The sequence below is a fragment of the uncultured Williamsia sp. genome (assembly GCF_947494875.1).
Classification (GTDB): domain Bacteria; phylum Actinomycetota; class Actinomycetes; order Mycobacteriales; family Mycobacteriaceae; genus Williamsia_A.
In genome coordinates, this window is sequence record NZ_CANLWM010000001.1 from 685,323 (window position 1) to 712,092 (window position 26,770).

At 70.1% G+C, this 26,770-nt stretch carries 27 protein-coding genes; 10 read left to right on the forward strand and 17 right to left on the reverse strand.

All coding sequences use genetic code 11. From position 1 onward, the window contains the following. Positions 1-28: 28 nt before the first annotated feature. The 5 genes from Q1A98_RS03385 to Q1A98_RS03405 form a co-directional block, all read right to left on the reverse strand. The gene (locus tag Q1A98_RS03385) at positions 29-1,321 is read right to left on the reverse strand and encodes a DUF222 domain-containing protein (RefSeq protein ID WP_299569864.1); all 1,293 of its coding nucleotides are present in this window, start codon (positions 1,319-1,321) and stop codon (positions 29-31) included. 99 nt (positions 1,322-1,420) lie between these two features. Then, positions 1,421-2,173 carry an MBL fold metallo-hydrolase gene (locus Q1A98_RS03390; protein ID WP_299569866.1) on the reverse strand — a complete coding sequence of 251 codons (753 nt, stop codon included), beginning with the start codon at positions 2,171-2,173 and terminating at the stop codon, positions 1,421-1,423. Continuing rightward, positions 2,170-4,023: an arabinofuranosyltransferase gene (locus tag Q1A98_RS03395; protein WP_299570542.1), complete on the reverse strand. Its 1,854-nt coding sequence runs from the start codon at positions 4,021-4,023 to the stop codon at positions 2,170-2,172. Before Q1A98_RS03395 ends, Q1A98_RS03390 begins: the two co-directional genes overlap by 4 nt. Before the next feature lie 95 nt (positions 4,024-4,118). Beyond that, a complete protein-coding gene (locus tag Q1A98_RS03400; RefSeq protein WP_299569868.1) occupies positions 4,119-4,880 on the reverse strand; it encodes a decaprenylphospho-beta-D-erythro-pentofuranosid-2-ulose 2-reductase in 762 nt (253 codons plus the stop codon). 47 nt (positions 4,881-4,927) lie between these two features. Then, positions 4,928-6,349: an FAD-binding oxidoreductase gene (locus tag Q1A98_RS03405; protein ID WP_299569869.1), complete on the reverse strand. Its 1,422-nt coding sequence runs from the start codon at positions 6,347-6,349 to the stop codon at positions 4,928-4,930. An 84-nt stretch (positions 6,350-6,433) separates the two neighbouring features. Here Q1A98_RS03405 and Q1A98_RS03410 point away from each other — a divergent pair, with 84 nt between their 5' ends. Beyond that, positions 6,434-7,234 (forward strand): SDR family oxidoreductase, encoded by an 801-nt coding sequence (locus Q1A98_RS03410; protein WP_299569870.1) that lies wholly within the window; start codon positions 6,434-6,436, stop codon positions 7,232-7,234. After that, positions 7,224-7,652 (forward strand): NUDIX domain-containing protein, encoded by a 429-nt coding sequence (locus tag Q1A98_RS03415; protein WP_299569871.1) that lies wholly within the window; start codon positions 7,224-7,226, stop codon positions 7,650-7,652. The genes Q1A98_RS03410 and Q1A98_RS03415 overlap by 11 nt, the downstream gene beginning before the upstream one ends. A 74-nt stretch (positions 7,653-7,726) precedes the next feature. On the opposite strand, the gene Q1A98_RS03420 is transcribed toward Q1A98_RS03415, so the two are convergent. Both Q1A98_RS03420 and Q1A98_RS03425 read right to left on the reverse strand, forming a co-directional pair. Beyond that, a complete protein-coding gene (locus Q1A98_RS03420; protein ID WP_299569872.1) occupies positions 7,727-8,452 on the reverse strand; it encodes a nitrilase-related carbon-nitrogen hydrolase in 726 nt (241 codons plus the stop codon). Between the two features lie 139 nt (positions 8,453-8,591). Next, complete coding sequence (locus tag Q1A98_RS03425) at positions 8,592-10,118, reverse strand: NAD(P)/FAD-dependent oxidoreductase (RefSeq protein ID WP_299569874.1); 1,527 nt, start codon at positions 10,116-10,118, stop codon at positions 8,592-8,594. Between the two features lie 23 nt (positions 10,119-10,141). On the opposite strand from Q1A98_RS03425, the gene Q1A98_RS03430 reads away from it, so the two are divergent. Then, a complete protein-coding gene (locus tag Q1A98_RS03430; RefSeq protein WP_299569875.1) occupies positions 10,142-11,143 on the forward strand; it encodes an acryloyl-CoA reductase in 1,002 nt (333 codons plus the stop codon). 3 nt (positions 11,144-11,146) lie between these two features. Here the strand turns inward: Q1A98_RS03430 and Q1A98_RS03435 are convergent, their stop codons facing one another. Next, positions 11,147-12,202: a 2,3-butanediol dehydrogenase gene (locus Q1A98_RS03435; protein ID WP_299569877.1), complete on the reverse strand. Its 1,056-nt coding sequence runs from the start codon at positions 12,200-12,202 to the stop codon at positions 11,147-11,149. Between the two features lie 121 nt (positions 12,203-12,323). Between Q1A98_RS03435 and Q1A98_RS03440 the strand changes: the two genes are divergently transcribed. The 4 genes from Q1A98_RS03440 to Q1A98_RS03455 all read left to right on the forward strand — a co-directional run bounded on the left by Q1A98_RS03440 (position 12,324) and on the right by Q1A98_RS03455 (position 16,839). Next, positions 12,324-13,856, forward strand: a complete 1,533-nt coding sequence (locus tag Q1A98_RS03440) for a protein adenylyltransferase SelO family protein (protein WP_299569879.1) — start codon at positions 12,324-12,326, stop codon at positions 13,854-13,856. A gap of 90 nt (positions 13,857-13,946) precedes the next feature. Beyond that, positions 13,947-14,603 (forward strand): TetR/AcrR family transcriptional regulator, encoded by a 657-nt coding sequence (locus Q1A98_RS03445; protein ID WP_299569881.1) that lies wholly within the window; start codon positions 13,947-13,949, stop codon positions 14,601-14,603. Between the two features lie 2 nt (positions 14,604-14,605). Further along, a complete protein-coding gene (locus Q1A98_RS03450; protein WP_299569883.1) occupies positions 14,606-15,820 on the forward strand; it encodes an acyl-CoA dehydrogenase family protein in 1,215 nt (404 codons plus the stop codon). 23 nt (positions 15,821-15,843) lie between these two features. Beyond that, a complete protein-coding gene (locus tag Q1A98_RS03455) occupies positions 15,844-16,839 on the forward strand; it encodes a phosphotransferase family protein (protein WP_299570545.1) in 996 nt (331 codons plus the stop codon). A gap of 200 nt (positions 16,840-17,039) precedes the next feature. Here the strand turns inward: Q1A98_RS03455 and Q1A98_RS03460 are convergent, their stop codons facing one another. From Q1A98_RS03460 to Q1A98_RS03480, 5 genes are all read right to left on the reverse strand, one after another. Beyond that, entirely contained in the window at positions 17,040-17,657 is a 618-nt protein-coding gene (locus tag Q1A98_RS03460; RefSeq protein WP_299569885.1) for a dihydrofolate reductase family protein, read from the reverse strand. Then, a complete protein-coding gene (locus tag Q1A98_RS03465; protein ID WP_366943346.1) occupies positions 17,654-18,052 on the reverse strand; it encodes a PaaI family thioesterase in 399 nt (132 codons plus the stop codon). Before Q1A98_RS03465 ends, Q1A98_RS03460 begins: the two co-directional genes overlap by 4 nt. A gap of 77 nt (positions 18,053-18,129) precedes the next feature. After that, positions 18,130-18,804, reverse strand: a complete 675-nt coding sequence (locus tag Q1A98_RS03470) for a histidine phosphatase family protein (RefSeq protein ID WP_299569889.1) — start codon at positions 18,802-18,804, stop codon at positions 18,130-18,132. 22 nt (positions 18,805-18,826) lie between these two features. Continuing rightward, positions 18,827-19,333 (reverse strand): hypothetical protein, encoded by a 507-nt coding sequence (locus Q1A98_RS03475; protein ID WP_299569890.1) that lies wholly within the window; start codon positions 19,331-19,333, stop codon positions 18,827-18,829. Positions 19,334-19,372: 39 nt separating this feature from the next. Next, positions 19,373-20,893: an MFS transporter gene (locus tag Q1A98_RS03480; protein WP_299569892.1), complete on the reverse strand. Its 1,521-nt coding sequence runs from the start codon at positions 20,891-20,893 to the stop codon at positions 19,373-19,375. Positions 20,894-20,989: 96 nt separating this feature from the next. On the opposite strand from Q1A98_RS03480, the gene Q1A98_RS03485 reads away from it, so the two are divergent. Next, entirely contained in the window at positions 20,990-21,748 is a 759-nt protein-coding gene (locus tag Q1A98_RS03485) for a TetR/AcrR family transcriptional regulator (RefSeq protein ID WP_299569894.1), read from the forward strand. Positions 21,749-22,207: 459 nt separating this feature from the next. Further along, positions 22,208-22,543, forward strand: coding sequence for a helix-turn-helix transcriptional regulator (locus Q1A98_RS03490; RefSeq protein WP_299569895.1), 336 nt, complete (start codon positions 22,208-22,210; stop codon positions 22,541-22,543). A 20-nt stretch (positions 22,544-22,563) separates the two neighbouring features. Here the strand turns inward: Q1A98_RS03490 and Q1A98_RS03495 are convergent, their stop codons facing one another. After that, a complete protein-coding gene (locus Q1A98_RS03495; RefSeq protein ID WP_299569896.1) occupies positions 22,564-23,232 on the reverse strand; it encodes a response regulator transcription factor in 669 nt (222 codons plus the stop codon). Then, entirely contained in the window at positions 23,229-24,488 is a 1,260-nt protein-coding gene (locus Q1A98_RS03500; protein WP_299569897.1) for a histidine kinase, read from the reverse strand. The genes Q1A98_RS03495 and Q1A98_RS03500 overlap by 4 nt, the downstream gene beginning before the upstream one ends. 125 nt (positions 24,489-24,613) lie before the next feature. Between Q1A98_RS03500 and Q1A98_RS03505 the strand changes: the two genes are divergently transcribed. Further along, on the forward strand, positions 24,614-25,024 hold the full coding sequence (locus Q1A98_RS03505) for a VOC family protein (RefSeq protein WP_299569899.1): 411 nt from the start codon (positions 24,614-24,616) through the stop codon (positions 25,022-25,024). A 4-nt stretch (positions 25,025-25,028) separates the two neighbouring features. Here the strand turns inward: Q1A98_RS03505 and Q1A98_RS03510 are convergent, their stop codons facing one another. Together Q1A98_RS03510 and Q1A98_RS03515 are read right to left on the reverse strand one after the other, a co-directional pair. Further along, positions 25,029-26,051, reverse strand: coding sequence for a sigma-70 family RNA polymerase sigma factor (locus Q1A98_RS03510; protein ID WP_299569900.1), 1,023 nt, complete (start codon positions 26,049-26,051; stop codon positions 25,029-25,031). Between the two features lie 62 nt (positions 26,052-26,113). Beyond that, positions 26,114-26,770, reverse strand: a complete 657-nt coding sequence (locus Q1A98_RS03515) for a hypothetical protein (RefSeq protein WP_299569902.1) — start codon at positions 26,768-26,770, stop codon at positions 26,114-26,116.

Below are 26,770 nucleotides of genomic sequence, written 5' to 3' on the forward strand. Positions count from 1 at the left end.
CGGGGAATGCGCTGTCGCTGATCAGTTCTCAGGCGGCGATCGGGTCGAGTCGCAGGGTGCGTCGGTTGTAGGCGGGTTGCAGTTCCCGTCGTGGGTCGACCGTGGCGGGTGGTCGGATCCAGGGGTGGCGGTCAGATCCCATCTCGATCTCCCAGCCGTGCTGGTGCACCGCGACGTGGCAGGTCCGGCACAGCAGGCACCCGTTGTCGCAGGTCGTCGGTCCGCCGTCGGAGTGGAAGACGATGTGGTGGACGTCGGTCCACGAGGCGGGGTTGCCGCACATGACGCACGACTGGTCGCGGGCGACGACGGCTTTGCGGGTGCGTCCGGTGAACAACCGCGCGGTCGGGGAGATGTCGACCGGGGCCTGTTCGACGTCGACCGCGATGCGTGTGACCGAGGCATCGCACGACAGCAGTGACACGGCTTCGTCGGTGACGGTGCCCATCCACTGCAGATGCGCGGGACCGGATGGTGTGACACCACAGCACTCGGTGTTCTCGGCCGGGACGGTGAGCAGGATCTCGGTCTTGGCCGACCCCACTAGACCATCCGTGCCGAGCGCCCGGGATGCGGCTTCGACGACCTGGGCGAACGCGTCCGCTCGGCGCTGCGGCGCCGACCGCGGATCGGGTGTCCCATCCGGGAGTGGTCTGGGTCGTGATGCGGTATCGAGACACGAGATCAACCGCTCGCCGGTCACGACGTCGAGGTCGAATGTCCCGGCCAGCCGGCCGTCGTTCCGCTGGGCCCAGGACACCTCGTTCAGCGTCGTGTCCTCCGCGACCGGCGTCGCCGGCTCATCGCCGTCGTCGACCATCTCGGGTTGGTGCTCGAGTGCGATGGTCCGCGCCCGGTCGTCGATCTCGGCCGGTGTCCGGCCGGCGAGGGCGTGGCCGATCAACGCCGCCTCGGTCTCGACCGCCAGCTCCGAGCCGAGCGGTGACCGGGTGCGTATCGCGACGTGGCGGACTCCGCGGGCGACGGCGTCGGCGAACTCCGCCGACAATGACCCGTCGCGCAGATGTCGGGCCAGTGCGGGCAGGTGCGCGATCGCCCGCCCGAGCCGGATCGCCCGTGATGCCACCACCGGCACACACCCATTGCGTCGCAGCAGCTCCCGCACCGAGAACCCGAGCCGCTTCGCGGTGCCCCGGCATTCGATCTCCCCGGTTATTCGGGCCAGCAATCCGTCCGCGGCGTTACGCGCAGCCACCGCGGCACGTACCCCCGCCAGCAGCGCGTCATCACCCGCGGGTATCTCGCACTCGCGGACGGCATCGGCGAGGCGGTCAGCCGCCTCGAGCACTTCGTCGAACATGTGTACGACAATAGCCAGGCCCACCGACACAGTGACCCGCGATCCGACGACACCCCGGGCGCCTGTGGAATCAGCCTGATCTGTGTACAGCCACGGTTGTCAGGCGAGTGCCTGCGCGACCGCCTCTGCGATCGGACCGTGAAACGCCGGCCCGTGGCCGGGGAAGATCACGTCGACGTCGAGGGCGGCCAGAGCCTGCACCGACGCCCGGTTCGTGGCGACGTCGTGGTGGAACGCCTTGTGCAGGCACTGCGGCCCGTGCACGGCACTGATCCCGTGACCGGTGATGAGCGCGTCCCCGGAGACGAGGACATGGCCACCGGCGACGAGATACGCACTGTGCCCACTGGTGTGACCGGGGCACGCGATCGGTCGCGGGCGGCCTGGCAGGTCGAGTCCGCCGTCGGAGGGGAACGGTTGGGTCGCATCGATTCCCGCGCGATCGAGTACACCCATCGTGCCCACCTCGAGCAGCCAGCGCGCCACCCGCGGGCGGTAGAGCAGCGGCGCGAGATCCATCGGCCCCGCCTGCTGCAGATAATCGCGGCGGACGTGACCGACCTCGACGGGATCCGCGTAGACGGGGAACCCGTACCGCTCGGCGACGGCGCGCAGACCGCCGATGTGGTCGACATGCGCGTGGGTCACCAGTGCAGCGCGTACGTCGGACGCGGAGGCGTCGATCTGGTCGAGCGAGGACTCCACCACGTCGGCCTGTTTGGGGTACCCGCCGTCGATCAGGGTGACACCCGAGTCGTCCTGCAGGAGGACCCAGTTGACGTGATCGGTGTGGACGAAGTGGACGTGCCCACCCCGTCCGTCGTCGAGGGTCTCGATCGTGAATCCGGTCATCGTCGCACCACCAGGACGAACGGGCCGACCTCGGTCACGGTGAACCGGGGATCGGCGAATGCGGCGGCCGCGAACGTGACGGTGTAACGCTTCACGTTCGGGTCGTTGGGATAGACGTCCGACGCGAGACGCAGAGCGTAACCGTCGGCGCTGTAGCGGAAGAGGAACACCGACGGGGGTCGCCACGGCGAGGCGTCGAGTGCGGAGATCATCTCCTGCGGCGTCGACAGCTTCGACCAGCGTTCGATGGTCGACGCGCGTTTGTCGAACTCCGCCAGCGGGTTCGCATAGTGCGACGTCAGACCCTGGAAGCCCCAGTAGGGATAGATCGACAGGAACCCGTAGTCCGCGGTGAGCACCACGGTGTCGTCGCGGGGTCGTCCGGTCTGCTGCCGGACCAGCTCGTCGATGCGGGGGAAGTACGACTCGGCGCCCGGTGGCCGCTTGTCGGCGCGGATGCCGTAGCCGTCGGTGTCGGTGTAGGCCGTCGTGATCTCGTTCGAGAGGTGCGACGGGATGCCCTGCGCCAGACCGATCGCGCCGATGACCCCGAGCACGGCGATGCCGAGGCGCACGTCTCCGAGGCGGTCGACGACGAGGTGCGCGAGCTCGACGACCCCGAACACCCCGGCGGCTCCGAGGACCACGGCGAGCAACGGCTCGAGACGGAACGCGAGCAGCGTCGTGCCGATCGCGGTGACCGCCATCGACAGCAGGCAGAAGAGATACACGGACACGGTCGTGATGCCGAACGCGAGGGCGACGGTCCGTATGCGGACACGCAGGACGATCCACACCAGACCGATCAGGCACAGGAGTCCGATGAGGTTGAGCTGCAGCATCGGGACGGGCAGCGTCGCACCGCTGCTCGGCAGGTAGTGCTCGGCGGTGCCGCCGCTGGCCGGGCGCGATCGGAGGCGGGCCAACAGGTACGGCGCCCACACCAGCAGCGCCACGAGTCCCGACAGCACACCCATTCCGACGAGTCGCACCACGACGGTGCGCGTGACGCGGAACCGCTGTCCGCGAACCTCACCCGGGGAGACGGCCGCGTTCGACGCGGAACGCACCGCGTCGACGATCAGCCACACCGCCATCAGCACGGCGCTGAGTGCGAACAGTCCGGTGAACAGTGTGTAGAAGGTGGCGCTGACACCGAGGAACAGTCCACCGGCGACGAGCGCGGGGACGCTGCCCGAGCGCAGGGCGTGCAGGATCACGACGAGCATCGGCGCGCCGACGAGGATCAACACTGCCGCATAGGGTTCGGGGCCGGCGTAATAGATCGTGAGCGCGGTGGTCGCGAGGGTGACGGCGATGGCGCGGTCGGTGCGGATCATCCGTGACCACAGCGCGAGCGCGATCGCGGCGGCGACGGCCAGCGTCAGGATGGACCACGGCTTGTAGGCCTCCCACGCCGGCTGACCGAGGGCGTTCGCGTAGCGGCCGCCGAGCCAGAACCACCCGGCGGGGTAGTAGGGGGCCAGTCCCCAGTAGGTCATGTCCGCGAGGCCGTGGGTGTCGGTGAGGCGGGTCAGGTACTCGGTCCGGAACTGCTGGTCGACCGAGATGCCGAACAGGTACAGCTTCGTCGCACCCAGCGGCATCGCGAGCGTGACCGTCGCGAACCCCGCGATGCCGACCCATCCGAGCAGGGGCACACCGCGCCCACCGCGACCCGCACGGGACAGCAGGGCGGCCACCAGCAGGACCACCACCGCGACGGTCTGACCGAGGGTGGTCAGAGCGCCGGTCACGTTGGAGGAGTTGAACGCCGGCCACTGCACCTGCTCGATGACCACGAGTGCCACCGACGCGACGACAGCTGCGGTGAGCGCGGCGCCGACGATCGCCGCGGCTCCACGAAGGTGGCCGGACTGCGGACGGGTCGGCCCGCCCGGCACTGCGGTGGGTCGTCGGGTGTCCGCGACGGTCACGGCGCGACTCAGATGGGGAGGCGGCGGAAGATCGGCCGCGGGACGTGCCGAAGCGCCATCATGATGAAGCGGAACGGCGGCGGGGCCCAGACGATCTCCTTGCCCGCGTCGGCCGCGCGGACGGCGAGCCGGCCCACGTCCTCCTTGTTCACCGTGAGCGGCGCCTCCTCGACGTGCGCCGACAGTCGCGTGCGCACCTGACCCGGGCGGATGACGAGGACGCGGACACCGTACTCCCGCAACGCCTCTCCGAGCCCGAGGAAGAACCCGTCGAGGCCGGCCTTGGTGGAGCCGTAGACGAAGTTGGACCGTCGGACGCGCTCACCGGCGACCGAGCTCATCGCGATGATCTGGCCGTGGCGCTGGGCGCGCATCTTGTCGCCGACCAGGACTCCGACGGACACCGCTGCGGTGTAGTTGATCTGGGCGGTGAACACGGCTTTGCGCTGGTCCTGCCACAGCTCCTCGTCGACACCCTGCACGCCGAACGCGACGATGGCGACGTCGATGTCGCGCTCGGAGAACGCGTCGTCGATCACCGCGGCGTGGGTCTCGGGCTTCAGCGCGTCGAAGTCGATGCGACGCACCGACGCGGCACCGGCGGCCGTCATCGTCTCGATCGCGGCGTCGCCCGCCGGGTCACCGGGGACGGTGGCGAGGACGACGTGCATCGGCCCCTTGCGGAGGTACTCCTCGCAGATGGCGAGACCGATCTCCGACGAGCCGCCGAGCAGCAGCAGCGATTGCGGGACGCCGACGGCGTTGATCATGGGGTCCTCTCCCGGATGCGGTGACGTGTGTCGAGCGGCAGTGTGGCTCAGGCGAGTTCGAGACGACGCGCCATGTCCGACATGAAGACGCCGTCAGGGTCGATCCGGCGACGCACGGCGATCCACTCGTCGATCCGCGGGTACATCGAGTGGAACGACTCGGCGCTGGTGCGCGAGTCCTTGGCGGTGTAGAGGCGACCACCCATCGCCATCACGCGACGGTCGAGGTCGTCGAGGAACTCGGCGAGGCCGCGCTTGACCGGGAAGTCGAGGCAGACGTTCCAGCCCTTGAACGGGAAGGACAGCGGCGCCTGGTTGCCCTCGCCGAACAGCTTGATGACGTTGAGGAAGCTGACGTGCCCCGACGCCTGCACGAACTCGATGGTGCGCGTGAACTCCGCCTCGTTCCCGGTGGGCACGATGAACTGGTACTGGCAGAAGCCGCCGCCACGGCCGTAGGCGTTGTTCCAGTCACCGAACACGTCGAGCATGTGGTAGAAGCCCGCGAGGTTCTTGACCTTGCCCTCGCTCGGCGGCCCGATGCGGTAGTAGGCCTCGCCGACCAGCGAGAAGCTCGCCTTGTTCGCCAGCCCGCGGGGGAAGATGTCGGGGAACCGCACCAGCGGTTTGTTGTTGAACGACAACGGATCCTGCTGCAGCTTCGCGGGCAGCTCGTCGACGCGGGCGAGGTTGCCGCGCGAGAACGTTCCCCGGCCGAGCTTCGGCGGCGCGCTGATCGAGTCGAACCAGCCCGACGCGTACTCGTAGCCGTCCTCGAAGCCGTCGGCCAGATGCAGGTCGATGGTCTCCTGCAGGGAGTTCGTGCGCGCGGTGTCGGCGATGAAGTAGGCGCTCTCGGTCCGCTTCATCTGGATCCTCGCGCGCAGGATGATGCCGGTGAGCCCGATGCCGGCGATGGTGGCCCAGAAGATCGAGCCGTCGGGGTCGTCGGGCGTCCCGCCCGGTGTGAGGGTGAGGACCCGTCCGTCGGCGACGAGGAGAGTCATCTCGACGACGTGGTTGCCGAAGCTGCCCTGGCTGTGGTGGTTCTTGCCGTGGATGTCGTGGGCGATCGCGCCACCGATGGTCACCTGACGGGTGCCCGGGAGCACCGGGACCCAGAGCCCGAACGGCAGCGCGACCTGCATGAGCGCGTCGAGGCTGACACCGGCGTCGACGTCGACGATGCCGGTCGCCTCGTCGATCGAGTGGATCCGACGGATGCGCGTCATGTCGACGGTGAGGCCGCCGGAGTTCTGGCCCGACTCGTTGTAGGACCGGCCCAGACCGCGGGCGATGACGCCGCGACGCAGATACGACGGCTTGTCGGCCTCGGCGTCGGCGACGCGGGCGACTGCCTCCGCGACCACCTCGACGTCGGGGGTCGACAGGACGTCACCCAGGATCGGGGTGGTGCGACTCCAGCCGACGAGGCGGCGGGTCTCGATGGGCAGATCTGTGGTGGACATCGCCCGACAGCGTAACGCGCGCGAGGTGGGCGATCGCCCGCCCGCGCGTTGTCATCTGACACGCGCTCGTGTGAGAATGCGGCCATGGCCTCGAGGAAGAGCGTGTTCATCACCGGAGCGGCGGCGGGCATCGGCCGCAAGACCGCTCTCTCCTTCGCCCGCAAGGGCTACACCGTCGGTGGGTACGACATCGACGAGGTCGGACTGAAGTCGCTGAAGGACGAGATCGAGGACCTCGGCACCACCGCGGTCGTCGGTCACCTCGACGTCACCGACGCCGACGAGTTCGCCGAGCGCCTGAAGGAGTTCACCGACACCACCGGTGGTCGCCTCGACGTGATGCTGAACAACGCGGGCATCCTCATCGCCGGCAAGTTCGAGGAGATCAAGGTCTCGACGCTCCACAAGGAGATCGACATCAACTGCAAGGGCGTCGTGAACGGCCTGCACGCGGCGTTCCCCTACCTCAAGGCGACGAAGAACTCGGTGGCCATCAACCTCGCGTCGGCGTCAGCCATCTACGGACAGGCGGAGCTCGCCAACTACAGCTCCACCAAGCACTTCGTCCGGTCCATCACCGAGGCCCTCGACATCGAGTGGGGTGGCCACGGCATCCGCGTGGTCGCGATCTGGCCGCTCTACGTGCAGACCGCGATGACCGCGAACATCAAGACCGGCACCACCGACCGTCTGGGCATCAAGCTCGGGCCGCAGGACGTCGCCGACCGCATCCTCGAGGCGGCCGAGCCCAACCTGTTCAGCAAGGTGATCCACCAGGTGCACTACACGGTGGGTACGCAGACGCGCGTCCTGCAGGCCGGGTCGCGGTTCTCGCCGATCTTCCTCACCCGCCTGGTGAACAAAAACCTCGCCGGTGGGCACTGACCCCATCGTCGTCAGCGCCGCGATCATCCGCGACGCGACCGGACGCATCCTTCTCGTCCGCAAACGGGGCACGAGCCGGTTCATGATGCCCGGCGGGAAGCCCGAGCCGGGCGAGACGCCGCTCGACACCGTGGTCCGGGAGATCGCCGAGGAGGTCGGGATCGACCTCGATCCTCGGGTGGTCACGTCGTGGGGCCGTATCGAGGCGGTCGCCGCCAACGAGGCCGACACGGTGTTGCTGGCCGACGTCTTCGACTGTGGGACGGTCGATGGCGACGGATCGCACATCGCGGTCGCCGCCGAGATCGACGAACTGCGCTGGCACGACGTCGGCGACGATCACCGTGACGACCTCGCCCCGCTCTTCGTCGACCACGTCCTCCCGGTCCTGCGGCGCGAGACCTCCGACCCCGCCTGAGACCCCTCCGTCTGTCGGGCGTCCGGAACCGTTCGTCGGTCAGCAGGGACGATCTGTCGGAGCCCGGAATCGGCTCAGAGGGTGCTGGATCGAGGCTCGAGCAGCGCAGTGATCGTCGTACCGGGTGCGTCGTCGGCGCGGGTCACCAGTCTGCCGGTCGGATCCACGACCACGGAGTTGCCCGCCGTGTCGTCGTAGCCGTGCCCGGTCGGTCCGGCGTGACTCGCCATCACCACGTAGGACCAACACCGCTGCGCGATGTGCGTCGCTCGACGCATCTGCTCGTCGACCTCGCCCCGGTGATGGACCACGCCGCATGCGTACAGATCGATGCCGAGGTCCGCGACCGCCTCGACATGCTCGGCGACACCGGTGTCCCTGCAGATTCCGAGGCCGACCCTCCACCCACGGAGGTCGATCGCCGCCGGGCCAGGCCCCCGGCTGAACCGCGCTGCCTGCTCGTCGCCGAGATTGCACTTGCGATAGGCGACGTGCGATCCGCTCGCGTCGACGCGAAGGGTCGCGATGTGGACGAGCCGTCCCTCCCTGACCGGAGCGCCCACCAGCGCGGTCGACCCCGTCTCCTCACATGCGGCGACCAGCTCGTCGAGGACGCTTCCTCGGCCGGGGTCGAGACAGTCGGACTGCAGGTGGTACCCGGTCAACGACAGCTCCGGGAACACGACCAGGTCGGCCCCTGCGCCGAGGACCATGCGAGCGTGCTCGCCGACCATCGACGACAGGTCTCCTGCGGCGGCGGGCTGAGCCACACAGACCGTGAGATCGCCGGCCGGCTTCATGCCGACATGCTCGCATCGGGGAGCCCCTCGCGCCTGTCGGACCGCCCAACGAACTGCTCCGACCGCCCAACGAACGGTTCCTGGTGCCCAACGAACGGCTCCTGCTGCCCGACGAACGGGACCGGCGGGCGGGTGATGGCTACTGCAGGGCCCAGCGGGCGGAGTTGTGGCCGGGGATGCCGCTGACGCCGCCGCCGCGTCGGGCGCCCGCGCCGGCGATGCTCAGCCGGGGGTGGCGGGTCTCCACACCCCACGTCCCGACCTCGTCGGCGGACTCCGCCCACGGCCATTGCAGCGACCGATGGAAGATGTGGCCGCCGGGCAGACCGGGCGACTGCGCGAGGTCGCGCGGGGTGCGCACCTCGACGCACGGGTCGCCGTTGCCGTCGCGCGCGACGACGTCCATCACCGGCTCCGCGAGGACCGAGTCGAGCGATCGCAGCGTCGCGGTGAGCGCATCGTCCCGGGCGCCGGGACGGTCGAACAGCTCCGGCGGCATGTGCAGTCCGAACAGCGTCAGCGTCTGCATGCCGTCCGTCCCCGGGCCGAGGATGCTGCGGTCGGACAAGGTGTGGCAGTAGATCTCACACGGCGGGACGTCGGGGATCTGTCGGGCCGACGCCTGCCGCCAGGCGGTCCGGAGCTGGTCGAACCCCTCGTTGACGTGGAAGGTGCCCGAGAACGCGGCGACGGGATCGACGGCGGGGTCGGCGAGCCGGGGAAGCCGCGTCAGCAGCAGGTTCACCTTGAGCTGCGCGCCACGCGGATCGCTCTCCGTCGCAACGGGTTCGGTGAGCATCGTGTTCAGGACGGCGGGAGCGCAGGCCGCGTGCACCGACGATCCGCGCGCCTCGTCGCCACCGACCACCGTGCGCCAGGACACGGCACCGTCGCCCGGGTCGACACCGACCACCTCGGCGCCGGTGACGATCTCGGCGCCCGCATCGAGCGCGGCGCGGGCGAGCGCGCCGGTCACGGCGCCCATGCCCCCGACAGGTACGTCCCAGTCCCCGGTCCCGTTGCCGACGAGGTGGTACAGGAGGCAGATGTTCTGGCGCAGCGTCGGGTCGTCGAGGTCGGCGAAGGTCCCGATGAGCGCGTCGGTCGCGACGATCCCGCGGACGGTGTCGTCGACGAACTCCCGCCGCAGCCAGTCGCCGAGCGGCCGTTCGACGAGGTCGGTCCACACATCTCCGATGAGGCCCCGTGCCGCGTCCGTCGAGAGCAGCGGCCGCGTCATCGTCGGGAACAGCCGCTGCGCGACGTCACCCATCGACTCGTAGAACCGTTGCCACGCAGCGAAGTCGGTGTCGGATCCGGTCGCTTCCCGGAAGGACGATCGCGTGACGTCGTCGTCCTGCGCGTCGACGAGGATGCCGCGGCCGGGATCGCCGGGAAGCGGTGTGTACGACGAGTACCGGCGTCGGACGAGCCGCAGATCGAGGTCGAGATCGGCGATGACGTGCCCCGGCAACAGCGACACCAGATACGAGTACCGCGACAACCTCGCCGAGACACCGGGGAACACCTCGGCTGAGATCGCCGCCCCGCCGACGTGATCCGATCGCTCGAGCACCAGCACCCGGCGCCCGGCCCGTGCGAGGTAGGCGGCCGCGGTCAGACCGTTGTGGCCGGCCCCGATCACGATGTCGTCGTAGCTGCGCACGCCCACACGCTAGCGTCGATCGCATGAGCACCTTCTCCGCGCGCGTGGCCCACGAATCCGACGGCGGCATCACCTTGCACACCGAGACCGTGGACGACGACTTCCTGCCCGAGGGTGGGGTCCGCATCGACGTCACCCACTCGTCGGTGAACTACAAGGACGCACTGGCGATCACGCCGAAGGGTGGCGTGGTCCGGAACTACCCGATCGTCCCCGGCATCGACCTCGCCGGCACGGTCGCGTCGAGCGACGACCCGTCGTTCGCTCCCGGCGACCCTGTCCTGCTCCACGGCTACGAGACCGGCGTGTCCCGCCACGGCGGCTACGCCGAACTCGCGGCCGGACCCGCCGAGCAGGTCGTCGCCCTCGGCGACGGACTCACCCCGGCGCAGGCCGCGACGATCGGCACCGCCGGCTTCACGGCGGCGATGAGCGTCGCCGCCCTCGTCGACCGTGGACTGCGGCCCGAGGACGGCAAGGTCCTCGTCACCGGCGCAACCGGCGGCGTGGGCATCGTGGCGGTCGACCTGCTGGCCGGTCTGGGCTACGAGGTCGTCGCGTCGACCGGCAAGGACCACGCCCGCGACCTGCTCACCGAGCTCGGCGCCGCCGAGGTGATCGGCCGCGTGCCCGAGGATCCCGACGCGAAGATCAAGCCGCTCGGCAGCGAGACCTGGGCGGCCGCCGTCGACTGTGTCGGCGGGTCGACGCTGGCGTGGGTGCTCTCGACCATCCGTTACGGCGGCGCCGTCGCGGCCAGCGGGCTGACCGGTGGGGCAGGCCTGCCGACGACGGTGATGCCGTTCATCCTGCGCGGTGTCGCGTTGCTCGGCATCGACTCGGTGCAGGCGCCCATCGACACCCGCCGCGCGCTGTGGGCTCGTCTGGCCGACGACCTGCGACCGCCCCACCTCGACCGGATCACCACCGAGGTGGCCGTGTCCGACGTCGACACCGCCCTCGCCGAGATCACGCGCGGTGAGCGGATCGGCCGCACTCTGGTGCGCGTGGCCGGCGGGTTCTGAGCGTCACGCCGATGGGCTGACCAAGATCTTCACCGCGGTGTCGGTGTGGTCGATGAGGGTGTGCAGACCGTCCTCGACGAGGTCGTCGAGGGCGATCCGTCCGGTGATGAACGGCGCGAGGTCGACGGTCCCGTCCTGGACGAGAGCGATCGCCGCGGCATGGTCGCGGACGTAGGCGATGGTGCCGCGCAGGTCGATCTCCTTGAGGACGAGCTTCTGCATGTCGACGGTCGCCGGGGCGCCCCAGATCGACACGTTCACGACGATGCCCGCCGGGCGGACCGCGTCGAGCACGTCGTCGAGGACGGCGTTCACGCCGGCGCACTCGAAGCCGAGGTCGGCGCCGAGCCCGTCGGTCAGCTCACGCACGCGCTCACCGATCGCGCCGTCGCGCGGGTTGAGGACGTGGTCGGCGACTGCCTGCGCCCGCTCGATGCGCGCGGAGCTGACCTCGGAGACGACGACCGTCACGCCCATGCCGCGCAGCACCGCCGCGACCAGCAGCCCGATCGGACCCGAGCCGCCGACGACAGCCGTCTGCCCCGCCCGGGCCCCGCTGCGCTCGACGGCGTGGTGCGCCACGGACAACGGCTCGATGAGAGCCGCCTGGTCCAGGGGCATGTCGCCGACGGGATGCACCCAGCGCCGCGGTACGACGACCTTCTCGCTGAGCCCGCCACCGCCCCCGGCGAGTCCGATGAACCCCATGCGGGTGCAGAGGTGGTAGTTGCCCTCGCGGCAGGGAGGGCACTCGTCGCACACCACGTACGGCTCGACGACGACCCCGTCGCCCACGGCGAGGTCGTCGACACCGTCACCCAGTGCCGAGACGGTGCCGGAGAACTCGTGCCCCATCGTCACGGGGGTGTCCTCGCCGGTCAGCGGATGGGGGTGGCCGTGCGCGGGGATGAAGATCGGGCCCTCGAGGTACTCGTGCAGATCGGTGCCGCAGATGCCGCACCAGGCGACGTCGATCGCGACCGTGCCGGGACGGAGCTCGGGCTCGGCGACGTCCTCGATGCGGATGTCCTTGCGACCGTGGAAACGCGCTGCCCTCATGAGTCCTCCTGCGGTGGTGGTGTCAGCGGACCGTAGGCGCGGGGACAGCAGGGTCGACACCGTTGCAGGGCGTTGCAGCGCGGCGGTGTCACCGGCGTCGTGCGTGGCTACCCTGGTCGAGGTGACTGCCCCCACCGCGATACGCGGCATCGTCGAGCTCGACACGAGCTTCGTGCGCGACCTCGAGGGCATGTACGTGCCGTGGTCCGGCGATGTCGTGCCCGACCCCGAGATCGTCGTCCTGAACGAACCGCTCGCGCGGGAACTGGGTCTCGATCCCGAGCGGTTGCGCACTGCCGACGGCGCGGCCCTGCTGGCCGGGTCGGCCCCTCCCGCCGACACGACCACCGTCGCGATGGCCTACTCGGGCCATCAGTTCGGCAACTTCTCCCCACTCCTCGGCGACGGTCGCGCGCTGCTGCTCGGCGAGCTCGTCGACCACGACGGCACCCGACGGGACCTGCACCTCAAGGGATCCGGGCGCACACCGTTCGCCCGCGGCGGTGACGGCAAGGCGGTGCTGGGCCCGATGCTGCGCGAGTACCTCGTGTCGGAGGCGATGCATGCGCTCGGCGTCCCCACGACGCGATCGCTGGCCGTCACCTCGACGGGGCAATCCGTGCAGCGTGAGACCCCGGAGCCGGGTGCGGTGCTGGCGCGGATCGCGTCGAGCCATCTGCGGGTGGGTAGCTTCGAGTTCGCGGTCCGTCGCGGCCCGCTGGTCGTGGACCTCACCCACTACGCGATCGCCCGTCACCACCCCGACCTGCTCGAGATCGACGACGTCGGCGACCGCGTGATCGCGTTCTTCGAACGCGTTCTCGACGCGCAGGCGTCGCTGATCGCGCAGTACATGGGCGTCGGCTTCATCCACGGTGTCCTCAACACCGACAACACGACGATTTCCGGCGAGAGCATCGACTACGGTCCCTGCGCCTTCCTCGACGCCCACGACCCGGCGACCGTGTTCAGCTCCATCGACACCGTCGGCCGATATGCGTTCGGCAACCAACCGGCGGTGATCGGCTGGAACCTGGCCCGCCTCGCCGAGGCGCTGATCCCACTGGTGGGCGCACAGGAGGACGGCGAGGTCGACGCCGACGCGGCCATCGCCCGGCTGACGGAATCGCTCTCGACGTACGCGGCCCGCTACGAACACCACTTCGCGGCGGTGAGCGCCCGCAAGATCGGACTCCGCGTCGGTGACGACCCGTCGCCTCTCGACGACGCCGAGTCGGCTCTGCTCACCGACCTCGAGACGCTGATGCGGGAGCAGCGCGTCGACCACACCGGGTTCTTCCGCGCGCTGTCGGTAGACCTGTGGGCGCACGCGTCCGGCCACGAGCCGACGGAGACGTCGTCCCTGGCTCCGGCCGACGCGACCCGCGCCTGGCGCGATCGGTGGTTCACGGTCCTGGGCGACCGCGCGACCGCTGCGACGGCCGACGCGATGGACACCGTGAACCCGATCGTCGTCCCGCGCAACCACCTCGTCGACGAGGCGCTGCGGGCCGGCGAGCACGGCGACATGGCCCCGTTCCACGCTCTGTTCGCGGCGGTCACCCACCCTTACGACGCGCCCGCCGACCCCCGGTTCGCGCTGCCCGCCCCGGACGGCTTCTCCGACGGCTTTCGCACGTTCTGCGGCACGTGACGCGCAGGTCAGCGAACCGGGGCGGCACCCGTGCGAACGCTCGGTAGGGTCCTGGGTCACGACGCCGCCTCCCCGGGCTAAGTTGAACCCATGACCGACGAGCCGCGTGCGACCGTGACGGAGCCGTGGCACGACTACGAGCGGTCGGAGTTGTCGGCACCCCTGGCGGCAGCGCTCGCGGCATTCGAGGAGCAGGGGTACCACGGGACGTCGGTCCGTGAGATCGCCGGACGAGCCGGGTTGTCGGTCCCGGGGCTCTACCACCACTACCCGTCGAAGCAGTCGTTGCTGCAGGGCCTGCTCGAGATGACGATGAACGACCTGACATGGCGGACGGAGAGCGCGCTCGCCGCGACCGGCGACGACCCGGTCGACCGGTACGACGCCGTCGTCGAGGTGCTGCTCCAGTTCCACATCCACCGGCGCGCACAGGCGTTCATCGGCTCGTCCGAGATCCGCAGCCTCGAGCCCGACTACCGTCCGATCTACACACAGAAGCGCCGCAAGCTGCAGGGCATCGTCGACGACCTCATCCGCGACGGTGTCCGCGCCGGTGTGTTCGTCACCGGGGACCCGAAGGACACGGGACGCGCCATCACCACGATGTGCGTCGGTGTGTCCACCTGGTATCGCCCCGACGGCCGACTCTCCGCCGAGGAGATCGTCGCCCGCTTCGGGCGGATCGCTCTCGCGGCCGTCGGCTACACCGGGGATCGACAGACACCACACTCCGACGAAGGGATCTGACCATGGCCGTGGACTTGCGGTACGACGACGAGGTCCAGAAGACGATCGCCGCGACGGAGGCGTTCGTCGCCGATGTCGTCCTGCCCGTCGAGGAGGAGTTCGACGGCGACTTCGAGAAGGCCGGCGGGGAGCATCTGCGGATCGAACTGCAGGAGAAGGCCAAGGCCGCAGGCGTGTTCGCGCCGCACGCCCCCGTCGAGTACGGCGGCCTCGGGCTGAACATGTCCGACCGTGCGCCGGTTTTCGAGGCGGGTGGCCGGTCGGTGTTCGGTCCGATCGCACTGAACATCGGTGCCCCCGACGAGGGCAACGTCCACATGCTCGCCCACATCGCATCGCCTGCGCAGAAGGAGCAGTTCCTCGCTCCGCTCGCCGCCGGCGACGTGCGGTCGGCGTTCGCGATGACCGAGCCGGAACCCGGTGCGGGATCGGATCCCTCGGCGCTGACGACCGCGGCGACACGCGTCCCCGGCGGGTGGTCCATCACCGGGCACAAGTGGTTCATCACCGGCGCCGACGGTGCGGGCTTCTTCATCATCATGGCGCGCACGTCGGGCTCGCCAGGTGAGAGCGGCGGTGCCACGATGTTCCTCGCGCCGGCACCCGACGAGGGCATCGAGATCGTGCGGCACATGGGCACCACCGACCGTGCGGGTCTGGGCGGGCACTGCGAGATCCGGTTCCGCGAGCTGTTCGTCCCCGACGAGAACGTCCTCGGCGAGGTGGACGAGGGCTTCCGCTATGCGCAGGTCCGTCTCGGTCCGGCGCGGATGACGCACGTGATGCGCTGGTTGGGTGTGGCCGTCCGCGCCCACGAGGTCGGCGTCGACTACGTCGCGCGCCGACGGGCGTTCGGTGGTCGTCTCGGTGACCTCGGCATGATCCAGCAGATGGTGGCCGACAACGAGATCGACCTCGCCGCATCGCGGGCCCTGCTGGTGAAGGCCTGCCACGAACTGGATCTCGGCCACCACGCCAGCAACGAGACGTCGATCGCCAAGACCTTTGCCGCCGAGGCATATTCGCGCGTCGTCGATCGCGCGATCCAGATGTGCGGTGGGTCCGGCGTCACCGACGACCTGCCGCTCGCGCGGCTGCAGGCCGAGTTGCGCCCCTTCCGCATCTACGACGGTGCCTCGGAGGTGCATCGCTGGGCGATCGCGAAGCGCGCGGTCGGGCGGGCCGCGAAGAAGCAGCAGTCGCAGGCGTCGCGGTGACCACCACGGAGTCACTACCGGGCATGGATCCGGTTGCGCTGCAGAAGTTCCTCGTCGACTCGGGCGTCGAAGTCGCGGGTGAGCTGGACGTGCACCTGATCTCGGGCGGCCGGTCGAACCTCACCTTCGGTGTCACCGACGGCACCACGAAGTGGGTGGTGCGTCGTCCGCCGACGTCCGGCCTGACGCCGTCGGCGCACGACATGAACCGGGAGTGGACGGTCACGCAGGCCCTGCAGGGCACGGCGGTCCCGGTCGCGCGGACGGTCGCCTTCGACGCCGAGGGCGCCGTCCTCGGAGCGCCCTGCACCGTCGTCGAGTTCGTCGAGGGCACGGTGATCCGCAGTGCGTCGGAACTCGATGCGCTCGACGACGTCGCAGTGGACCGCAACGTGGACGCGTTGATCCGGACGCTGGCCGATCTGCACGCGGTCGACCACCAGGCCGTCGGGCTCGGCGAGTTCGGTCGTCCGGAGGGGTTCGTCGCGCGTCAGGTGAAGACCTGGACGCGGCAGTGGGGGTTGGTGAAGACCCGCGAACTGCCGGACGTGGAGAGGCTCGCCGGCCTGCTGGCGGAGAACATCCCGACCGACTCCGCGAACGCGATCGTGCACGGGGACTTCCGTGTGGACAACACCATCCTCGACGCCGACGACCCAGGAGTCGTTCGTGCCGTGGTGGATTGGGAGATGTCGACCCTGGGTGACCCGATCACCGACGTCGCGCTGATGTGCGTCTACCGCCAGCCCATCTTCGACCGGGTGCTGGGGCTCTCGGCGGCCTGGACCAGTTCGCGATACCCCGACACCGATGAGCTCGCACAGCGGTACGCGACCGCCGCCGGTGTCGAGATGGCTCACTGGGACTTCTATCTCGCGCTGGCCAACTTCAAGCTCGGCGTGATCGGCGAGGGCATCGCCTACCGCGCCCTGCAGGGGTCGTCGTCGGGTGAGGGTGCGGAGAAGGCCGCCGAGGCGACCGCCGAGTTCATGGCGGCGGGACTGCGCGCCCTGAGCTGAACCGGCCCCGTCTGTCGGGCAGCCGGAACCGTTCGTCGGGCACCCGGAACCGTTCGCTGGGCGACTGGAACCGTTCGTCGGGCAGCCGGGACGCTTCAGTGGGAGGGCCGACGCGAACCGGATCCCGTCAGGTGCCCAGGCGATCGCCCAATGGACTGTTCCAACTGCCCAACAGACGGTTCCGACCGCCCAACAGACGGTCAGCGGATGACGCGGTAGCGGAGATGCACCGTGTGGGGAGGTGCCTCGAGGACGCGAGCGAGCTCGAGTCTTGGTGTGCCCGGCGGGAATCCGTCGAGGAGGCGTTCACCGCCGCCCAGGATCTCACCGCTCACCTGAAGGTCGATCTCGTCGACGAGCCCGGCTGCGATGGCTTGCCGGGCGCACGATGCGCCGCCCGCGATCGAGATGGACTGCCCACCGGCGGCGTCGACCGCCTGGCGGTAGGCGGACTCGATGCCGTCGGTGACGAAGTGGAAGGTGGTGCCACCTTCCATCTCGATCGGGTCGTGGGCGTGATGCGTCAGCACGAACACCGGGCAGTGATACGGGGGTTCGTCACCCCACCAGCCGCGCCAGTCCGAGTCGCCCCACTCGCCCCGGATCGGTCCGAACATGTTGCGGCCCATGATGGTCGCACCCATCCCGTCCATCATGTCCGACATGACCTGCTGGTTGACGGGGTGCTCTGCGTCGGGGCCGATGTGCCACCGGTGGAGAGCCGGCCCACCGACACCGAGCGGGTTGTCGGCGCTCTGGTCGGGACCGGCGACGTAGCCGTCCGCAGAGATCGACATCGACAGGTTCGTCCTGCTCATCGTCCGACCGCCTTCTCGCCACGCAACGTCAGCACTGTGCTCGTCGCCGTGGCGATGATCTTGCCGTCCTCGCGGGTGATCTCGCAGGCGTAGTGCTGAACCGTCGAGCCGATGTGGGTCGGGTACGCCCGCGCGAAGAGGGTTCCGGCGAACATCGGCCGCAGGAACGTCATGTGCAGATCGATGCTGGTGAACGACTCGCCCGGCGAGATGGTCGTCGACCGCGCCGTGCCGATCGCCGCGTCGGCCAGCTCGCCGACGAACCCGCCGTGCACGGTGCCCTGCTGGTTGCTGTGGAGTTCTTGGCTGGTGACGACGGTGAGCGTGGCGGTGCCGGCGTCGATCTCGGTGATCTCGAACCCGAGGAGGCGGGAGATCGCGGTGGGGTAGCGCAGAAACGTCCGGTCGTCCGGACCGAGCGTCCCGGCGACGTGTCGTCGGAGGTACTCGAGGACGGGGAGTTCGTCGCCGCTCACCGGAACGTCATCACACTTCGGTCGTCGACGAGGTCGACGTGGGCATGGTCGTTGACCGACACGACGGACATCCCCGAGCGGCCGGCGATGAGCTTCGTGACGGAGGTGTTGATCATCGTCCGGGCCACGGCGAGCCACCGTTCGTCGTCGAGGCCCCAGAGCGTCGCCAGTACCGCGGCGATCGTTCCCGCAGACGACACCGCGACGGCGGTCTGCCCCGAGCCGGCATGAACGGCCACCGCTTCCAGCGCTCGATCCGCTCGAGCGCGGTAGTCCCGGTACGACTCGCCCCCGGTCGTCTCACCGGCGGTCCATCGTCGGAGGTCGTCGTCCAACCGGGCCTGGAAGCCCGCCCCGTGGACGTTCCCCCCGGACTCGCCACCGGTCGCGATCGCCCCGAGGTCGTACTCGTCCCACCCGGCGTCGACGCCTGGTTCGGGGGCGTCGGCGAACCCCTCGAGCAGGTGGCGCAGGGTCTGCTGCTGACGTGCCAGGGACCCCGCGACGGCGTGGTCGACACGGTCGATCCGAGTCGCCAGGGCTCGACCTGCCCGGCGGGCCTGATCGGCCCCCACGTCGGTCAGGCCGCCCGCCGAGGACTGTGCCTCGGCGAGCGACCCGTACGCCTTCGCGTGGGCCTGACCATGACGGACGAGGTAGACGACTCCCATGCGCCCATCATGGTCTGCGAGGTCACCCGACGCAGATGAGCCCCGGGCACGTCCGCGTGTAGGTGATCGCGACGCGGTAGCGGCCGGAGTTGTTGTAGTAGCCGTCGAATGCATCGTTGATCGCGAGCTTCAGACGACCGGGTCCGGTCACGGTGGTCGGACCGGAGCCGACCAGGGTCGGAGCCTGGTCGCCGACCTTGCCGATCAGCGCGAGGTACGGCGCGTTGAGCAGTGCGCAACCGGCTTGGCTGTTGGTGCACACGTATCCCGATCCGTCGGGACCCGCGCTCGGGTAGTTCGGGTCGAACTTCGTGGAGCCCGACGCGCTGACGGTGGCGCTCGCACCGGCGGGCAGGGTGATGCCGGTGTCGAAGAAGTTCCCGTTCGCGCCCGCGGTCTTCGCGTTGATGTAGAAGACCTTGGTCACGGTGGCGGCGCCTGCCGAACCCGCACCGACGGCGGCGAGGCCGACCACGGCAACAAGGGAGGCCAGGGCCAGGACCGTCACGTGCAGGCCTCGAATGAGCATGGAGTGCATGGTGTGTCCTTTCTCGACGACCGCCGAAATCTAGTCCCGCGCGACCTCTCGCCGGGGGTTGTTCGGCGAGGTTGACTCGAACGAGGGACACCCTGTGCGCCAGGTGATCACGGCGACGGTCGCCAGCACCACCGCGGCGCACGTCGCCGCGACGTGCAGTCCGTCGACGTATGCGGTGCGTGCCGCGTCGAGGACGGCTCGACCGGCGTCGCCGCCGATCCGGTCCGCGGTCGCGACCGCCCCGCCCAATCCGTCGGCCGCGGGGCCTGTCACGCCGGGCACCGACGTGTCGACGGTGGCGCGGTAGACGGCGGTGAGCACGGTGCCCAGCACGGCGATGCCGATCGCCCCGCCGAGTTCGCTGCTCGTCTCGAGCATCCCGGCGACGGCCCCCGCCCGATCGGCAGGAGCCACGCCCACGACGTGGTCGGCGACGACGGTCGCCGAGGCGACGAGCCCGCCGGCGATCAGCGTGCTGGCGGCCAGCATCACCCACAGCGACGACGTGCCCCCGCCCCAGGTCGTCAGGAAGCCCGACGCCGCGACGACCAGTCCGCCGGCCATCACCGCGGGCCGGCCGAACCGCGCCGCGACGGTCGTCGACGTGGGCGCGACCACGGCCACGACGACCGTCGGTGCGAGACTCCACAGCGCCGCGGTCAACGGCGAGTAGCCCAGCACCGACTGCAGGTACTGCGTGACGAGCACGGCGTTCCCGACGACCCCGAGCATCGCCATGAGGTTGACGGCGATGGACGCGGCGAACCGTCGGTCGGAGAACAGTCGCAGTTCCATCAGCGGGTGGCTGAGGACGAGCTGACGCTGCACGAACACCACACCGAGCGCGAGACCCGCGGTCAGCACCGCGAGCGCGGTGGGGGTGAGCCCGTCGGTCCCGAGCGCCTTCACGGCGCCCACGGTCGGCAGGATCGCGCCCAACGCCAGCGCGGCGCTGACGACATCGATCCGCCGTGTCCGATCACCCGTCCCGCCCGGAAGGAGGACGGGCGCGGCGATCAGCAGGGCGACCATCACGGGCACGTTGATCAGGAACACCGAGCCCCACCAGAAATGCTCCAGCAGCAGCCCACTCACGATCGGCCCGACGGCGACCCCGCCCGCCATCACGGCCGACCACGCACCGATGGCCGTGGCGCGGGCGGCGTCGTCGACGAAGAGGTGGCGGATCAGCGCGAGTGTCGACGGCATCAGCGTCGCGCCTCCGACGGCCAGGATCGCCCGCGCACCGATCAGCATCTCCGCACTGGTCGAGAACGCGGCGAGCAGTGAGGCGCCGGAGAAGAGCATCGCGCCGATCACCAGCAGCCGCCGGTGGCCCACGCGGTCGGCGACGGCCCCCATCGTGAGCAGCAGTCCGGCCAGGACCAGCCCGTAGACGTCGAAGATCCAGAGCTGCTGGGCGGGGGAGGGTCGCAGGTCGGCGGCGATGTCCGGCACGGCGAAGAACAGCACCGACACGTCCATCGAGACGATCAGCATCGGCAGGCAGAGGGCCAGGAGGCCCCACCAGGAGGAACGGGTGGTCGTCATCGCTGGTCCTCACTGTGTATTACATCCACTGTTTATGACGTACGCACACTAGGACGGTTTCTGCGTACACCGCAAGCAGTTTGTTAGACTGAGCCCGTGAGCAGCGACGACGTGGTGATCCCCCGCTACCTCGAACTGCTGTGGGAACGGTCGACAGGCACCCGTCGAGGGCCCAAACCGGGTGTCGGGATCCGGGACATCGGGGCGGCGGGCGTCCGGTTGGCGGACCGCGGCGGACCCGACGCGATCTCCATGAAGGCGGTCGCGCAGGAGCTCGGCATGACGACGATGTCGCTCTATCGCTACGTCGACAGCAAGGACGAGTTGCTGGCCGTCGTGCTCGATGAGGGATATGGGCCGTGTCCCGACCACGTCGCCGTGGGCGACACCTGGCGTGACCGCGTCGATTCGTGGACGCGGGCGGTCGCCACCGGGCTGTCGGCGCGACCCTGGATCGTCGAGATCCCGCTCACCACGCCGCCGGCGACCCCGAACGTCCTCGGGTGGACCGACGCCGGCGTCGCGGCCTTCGCGGGGACCGGCCTGCCAGCCCGGGCCGTCCTGAGTTCACTGCTCGTCCTCGACGGGTTCGTGCGCAACCATGTGCGGCAGGCGGCCCAGCTCGGTGCGCTGCGTCCTGACGGGACGCGCCCGCCCGACGACCGCTCGTACGAGACGGGAATCCTCGCCCTCGTCGGGGACTCCGGTCGTCTGCCGGCGCTGGCCGCGGCGGCCACCGAGATCGCCGCCGGGGACGCGTCGACGTTCTACGACGACGAACTCGCCTACGGGTTGTCGGTGCTCCTCGACGGACTCGCGCACCGCGTCGAGGGCGCTTCGACCGGCCCTCGGTGAGCGAACGGCCCGCCCGGGTGCGTGCACCGTCGAATCAGTTGTGAAGCAACCACATCAGTGGGAAAAATGGATGACTGTTCGTCGAATGTCGGTCCGGGGTGTCGTCACCCAGGGTGTTGTCACAGGGGAAGTCATGTCACGTGTGAAGTCGTTGGTCCGCAGTCGGGTGGCACTCTGGACCGCCGGGTGGGTCGGCCTGTACATCGGGTGCGCTGCATACGGCTTCGTCCGAGTCGCCGAGTACGAGCGGACCCGGTCGTAGCGGCGCGGCTGACCGCGCGGACAGGCGACCCGCCCGCGCAGGGTCACGGCCCCCGGCGCCCCGCCCGTTCGAGGCCGTACTCGATCCGCTGTGAGCGAAACGGGGTGTCGCGCGCGGCGCCGGCCGCGCCGTCACCACTACGGTGGCGGGAAGGTCCCTGCTCGGGACGGACGCGCACGCGCGAGAAGGAGGCACCGATGACCGATCTGCATGTGGTTCCCGCGGACGAGGACGTCGCCGCGCCGGTCGCCGCCCCGCTGCTCCGCGAGCTCCTCGGTGCCACGCTCCGCGCCGCCCGTCAGCGTCAGCAGCGGACTCTCAAGGACGTGGCCGACCGTGCCGGCGTGTCCATGACCTACCTCTCCGAGGTCGAACGCGGACGCAAGGAGGCCTCGTCGGAGGTCGTCGGCGCCGTGACCCGCGCACTCGGCGGCGAGCTGGTCGATCTGCTCACCGAGATGGCCGGCGCCGTGGCACGTCCCGCGCCTGCCGCGGCCCCAGTCCGCACCACCGCGATCCGCGCCGTCGCCTGATCCACCTTCCCACCTGACCGCTAGGCGGGTGCGTCGGTGCCGTCGCGTCCCGCGTCGTGCACGACGAGGGCGATCTGCACCCGGTTGGTGAGGTTCAGCTTGTCGAGGATGTGCGAGATGTGGCTCTTCACGGTCGCGACCGTGACGAACAGCTCCCGCGCGATGTCGGCGTTCGACAGCCCCTGGGCGAGGGCGGTCGCCACCCGCAGTTCCCCCGCGGTCAGCTTCTTCAGCTGGCCACGCGCCGCGCTCGTCCGGTCGTCACGCTCGGGACCGGTCACCCGGTCGATCAGCCGTCGGGTCACCGCGGGGGACAGGATGGGATCGCCCGCGTGCACCGCGCGGATCGCGGCGACGAGGTCGCCGGGCGGGGTGTCCTTCACCAGGAACCCCGACGCCCCCGCCCGCAGCGCCCGCACCACGAGGTCGTCGGCGTCGAACGTCGTGAGGACGACGACGTGCGGCGGGTCGGGGAGATCGCGGATCGCCAAGGTCGCGTCGATGCCGTTCACCTGTGGCATCCGCAGGTCCATCAGCACCACGTCCGCGTTCGTCTCCAGGACGAGGTCGACGACGCCCGCCCCGTCGGCGGCCTCGCCGACCACCTCGATGTCCGGCTCACCCCCGATCATCGTGCGGATCCCCGCTCGGACCAACCACTCGTCGTCGACGAGCAGCACCCGGATCACGCGACGGCCCCTGTGTGCCACGGCAACCGGGCGTCGAGGACGAACCGGTGGTCGACGACGCCGTGGGTCAGCGTCCCGCCGGCGAGTGTCACCCGCTCTTCCAGCCCGGTCAGTCCTGTCCCCGTGCCGGGGATCGGTCGATGGTCGGCGGAGCGGTTCAGCGGCTGGCTGACCGTCACGCGCAGACCATGTCCGGGCCCACCGACGACGTCGACGGAGACGGGGACCGCCCCGGCGTGTTTGCGCGCGTTGGTGAGTCCCTCCTGGACGACGCGATAGGCGGCTCGTCCGACGACCCCGGGGATGTGCGTCGGATCGTCGATCTCGATGTGCGGTGTGATCGTCGCGCCGGTCCCCCGGCACTCGGTGAGCAGGTTCTCGACGTCGGCGAGGGAGTGCGGCTGCGCCGTGAGGTCGTCGGTGCTGTCGCGGAGCATGGTGATCACGTCGCGGAGGTCCTCCAACATCTGGTGTACCCCGCCGCGGATCACGCCCGCCGCGCGGGCGATGTCCTCGGGCGGCGCATCGGGTCGGTACTCGAGCGCGCCGGCGTGCACCGACAGGAGGCTCATCCGGTGCGCGAGCACGTCGTGCATCTCCCGCGCCAGGCGCTCCCGCTCGGCGGCTCGCGCCGCGGCGAGTCGCTCCCGCTGCTCGGATTCCGCGCGGTTGGCCCTCTCCGCCAACGAGATCAGGAGTTGTCGACGGCTGCGCACCGACGTCCCCCATCCGATCGCGCCGCCGGTGAGCAGCACGCTGAACGCGAAGGTGATCCAGAACGCGATTCCGCCGACATGGGCGACGAGAACCAGGTTCAGCTGGGCCGCGACGAGACCCAGCACGCCGACGGGGATCGCGTACCGCAGCGGTCGGTGGACGGCGAGCGAGAACGACGCGAGGTACGCCGCACCGGCGACCGCGGTGAACGGGATGCAGATCAGGTTGGTGACCAGGGCCAGGCCGAGAGGCCACCGCCGTCGCCACGCCAGCGCGAGACACGATGTCGCCCCGATGACGAGATCCGGCCAGAGCGCGAGGGTGCTGCCTCCGACCCCGGGGACCGCCGCCAGCACGCCGATCGCCGCGGCGAGGACGATGACGAGTGCGTCGACGACGAGGTCTCGCGCGGTCCGTCGGCCCCGCAGCGGGCGGGGATCGCCGTCGAGCTCGGCCTGCACGACGCCGGGCAACCACGGACGCCGCTCGCGCACGGGATCCGGCGCGGGGGTGCTCGGGTAGGGCGACGGCAGAGTCATGACCCGGACATCGTCGCCCATCGTCGCGGCGATCCGCATCCGGCGGAAGTCGGAGACCGCGATGAGTTCCCCCTGGGGTGGTGGTCAGTAGGGGTGACCACACCACCTACCGCAAGGAGCCCTCGATGTCCCGCATGCTGTTCGTCAACCTCCCCGTCGCCGACGTCACCGCGTCGCGCACGTTCTTCACCGGCCTCGGGTTCGAGATCAACGAGGCCTTCTCCGACGAGACCACCATCAGCGTGGTGGTCAACGATCAGACGACCGTGATGATGCTGCAGACGGAACGATTCCGGTCCTTCCTCACGACGGGCGGGATCGCCGACACGTCGACCGGTCGCGAGGCCCTCTTCGCGCTCTCGGCCGAGTCCCGGGAGGACGCGGACTCGTTCGTCGACGCCGCACTCGCCGCCGGCGGAACACACTGGGACGAGCCCCAGGACCACGGCTTCATGTACGGCCGCAGCTTCGTCGACCTCGACGGTCACGCGTGGGAGGTCGTGTGGATGGACCCGTCGCAGATGCCGGGGGAGTGACCGGTCAGGCCTGCTCGCCCGTCACCGGTGGCCGCGCGGGCAGCCCGAACCGCGCGAACAGTGCCTCGGTGTCGTCGTCGAAGAAGACGACCGCGTGGTCGACGGTCCGGCCGTCGGCGGACAGCTCCAGCACCTGCAGCTGGAACGGCAGGTGCTCGCCGGATTCCTTGTCCAGCATGTACAGCCCGTACGCGGGCTGACCGTTCGCGACGGTCGGCAGCAGGATCTGGTCGCCGGCCTTCTCCGCCGGGCAGTTCTTCCGGATGAGGGTGCCGATGGCCTCCGCGCCCTCGTACCAGCCGGTGAACGGCGGCATCTCCCAGATGGACTTCTCGGTGAACATCTCGACGATCGCGTCCACGTCGTAGTCCTGGAACGCCGCGACATAGCGGGCGAGGGTCTCGCGCTGGACCGCGTCCTCGGGCTCGCGAGTCAAATCCCGCTGTGGTGCATTGTCCTTCACCTGCTGACGTGCCCGCTGCAGCAGGCTGTTCACCGTCGCGACGGACAGGTCGAGCGCGGAGGCGACCTCCGCCGCACGCCACGCCAGAACGTCACGCAGGATCAGCACGGCCCGTTGCCGTTCCGGCAGGTGCTGCAGGGCGGCGATGAAGGCGAGGCGGATCGACTCGCGGGAGTCGACGACGGTCGCCGGGTCGGCGGTGTCGGCGGGGGTGACCTCGTCGGTGCCGGCCCACGGTTCGAGCCACGGCACCTCCTTGTCGACGACGAGGGTGTCGCTCGGGTCGTCGGCGTCGCCGCCGAGCCCCGACGGGAGCGGCCGCTTCTTCTTGCTCTCCAGCGCGGTGAGGCAGGTGTTGGTGGCGATCTTGTGCAGCCACGTGCGGACCGACGCCCGCTGGTCGTACCCGGCGTACCCGCGCCAGGCGCGGATGTAGGTCTCCTGGACGAGGTCCTCGGCGTCGTGGTGACTGCCCATCATCCGGTAGCAGTGCGCCATGATCTCGCGCCGATACGGCTCGGTGATCTCCAGGAACTCCGCGTCGGTCGAGATCGAGGTCGTCATGGATGACGAGCGTAGAGCAGCAATCGGACATCCGGCAGGGTTCGCGGGCCCCCGCCGTCCGGCTAGCCCGCGACGCGACCGGTGAGTGCCCAGACGCCCAGGACGTCGAGGTCGTCGGCGCCCTCGGGACCGTCGGGCTCACCGAGGTCGATGAGAGCGTGGGAGGTGTCGGCCGCGGCACGGGACGCCAGGACCGACGCGGTGCTGAGAGCGACGACTGCCTCGTCGCCCAGCAGTGCGGGGTCGTCGGCGGAGGTGCGTACCGCGTCGACGGCAGAACCCGCGGCAGCCAGGGTGGACTCGGCGGCCGCCACGGCCACCGACAGCTCGCCGAGACGACGCCGGGCGCCCGCGGACCGGCGATCGTCCCGGGCGGCGGCGACAGCACCGTGCAGCGCGGCGGCGGCGGAACCCGCCTCGAGTGCGATGTCCAGCAGACGGGCGACGAGGTCATGGCCGACGGCGTGGTCCCCGACGAGCAACGCTCGTCGCACGCTCCGGGCGAGAGCGAGGTGGGACACCGCGACGGTGCGGACCACCTCGGCCGCGGTCGAGGGCATGACTCCCGCCTCGGCGGGTAGGAGGGTCAGATCGAGCAGTCCCGACTCCCGCAGCCGCGCCGACGCCCCGGGACCACGACACCCGCCGAGGACGCGCGCGGCGTCCACGGCGTCGACGGGTGCAGCGATGGAGGTCGTCGGCGCGGCTGCGAGTGTCAT

Bases quoted from the DNA above. Each gene is read 5' to 3' on its own strand.
- Q1A98_RS03385 (WP_299569864.1), bottom strand. From the start codon at position 1,321: ATGTTCGACGAAGTGCTCGAGGCGGCTGACCGCCTCGCCGATGCCGTC.
- Q1A98_RS03390 (WP_299569866.1), bottom strand. From the start codon at position 2,173: ATGACCGGATTCACGATCGAGACCCTCGACGACGGACGGGGTGGGCAC.
- Q1A98_RS03400 (WP_299569868.1), bottom strand. From the start codon at position 4,880: ATGATCAACGCCGTCGGCGTCCCGCAATCGCTGCTGCTGCTCGGCGGC.
- Q1A98_RS03405 (WP_299569869.1), bottom strand. From the start codon at position 6,349: ATGTCCACCACAGATCTGCCCATCGAGACCCGCCGCCTCGTCGGCTGG.
- Q1A98_RS03410 (WP_299569870.1), top strand. From the start codon at position 6,434: ATGGCCTCGAGGAAGAGCGTGTTCATCACCGGAGCGGCGGCGGGCATC.
- Q1A98_RS03420 (WP_299569872.1), bottom strand. From the start codon at position 8,452: ATGAAGCCGGCCGGCGATCTCACGGTCTGTGTGGCTCAGCCCGCCGCC.
- Q1A98_RS03430 (WP_299569875.1), top strand. From the start codon at position 10,142: ATGAGCACCTTCTCCGCGCGCGTGGCCCACGAATCCGACGGCGGCATC.
- Q1A98_RS03435 (WP_299569877.1), bottom strand. From the start codon at position 12,202: ATGAGGGCAGCGCGTTTCCACGGTCGCAAGGACATCCGCATCGAGGAC.
- Q1A98_RS03445 (WP_299569881.1), top strand. From the start codon at position 13,947: ATGACCGACGAGCCGCGTGCGACCGTGACGGAGCCGTGGCACGACTAC.
- Q1A98_RS03450 (WP_299569883.1), top strand. From the start codon at position 14,606: ATGGCCGTGGACTTGCGGTACGACGACGAGGTCCAGAAGACGATCGCC.
- Q1A98_RS03455 (WP_299570545.1), top strand. From the start codon at position 15,844: ATGGATCCGGTTGCGCTGCAGAAGTTCCTCGTCGACTCGGGCGTCGAA.
- Q1A98_RS03460 (WP_299569885.1), bottom strand. From the start codon at position 17,657: ATGAGCAGGACGAACCTGTCGATGTCGATCTCTGCGGACGGCTACGTC.
- Q1A98_RS03470 (WP_299569889.1), bottom strand. From the start codon at position 18,804: ATGGGAGTCGTCTACCTCGTCCGTCATGGTCAGGCCCACGCGAAGGCG.
- Q1A98_RS03475 (WP_299569890.1), bottom strand. From the start codon at position 19,333: ATGCTCATTCGAGGCCTGCACGTGACGGTCCTGGCCCTGGCCTCCCTT.
- Q1A98_RS03480 (WP_299569892.1), bottom strand. From the start codon at position 20,893: ATGACGACCACCCGTTCCTCCTGGTGGGGCCTCCTGGCCCTCTGCCTG.
- Q1A98_RS03490 (WP_299569895.1), top strand. From the start codon at position 22,208: ATGACCGATCTGCATGTGGTTCCCGCGGACGAGGACGTCGCCGCGCCG.
- Q1A98_RS03500 (WP_299569897.1), bottom strand. From the start codon at position 24,488: ATGACTCTGCCGTCGCCCTACCCGAGCACCCCCGCGCCGGATCCCGTG.
- Q1A98_RS03505 (WP_299569899.1), top strand. From the start codon at position 24,614: ATGTCCCGCATGCTGTTCGTCAACCTCCCCGTCGCCGACGTCACCGCG.
- Q1A98_RS03510 (WP_299569900.1), bottom strand. From the start codon at position 26,051: ATGACGACCTCGATCTCGACCGACGCGGAGTTCCTGGAGATCACCGAG.
- Q1A98_RS03515 (WP_299569902.1), bottom strand. From the start codon at position 26,770: ATGACACTCGCAGCCGCGCCGACGACCTCCATCGCTGCACCCGTCGAC.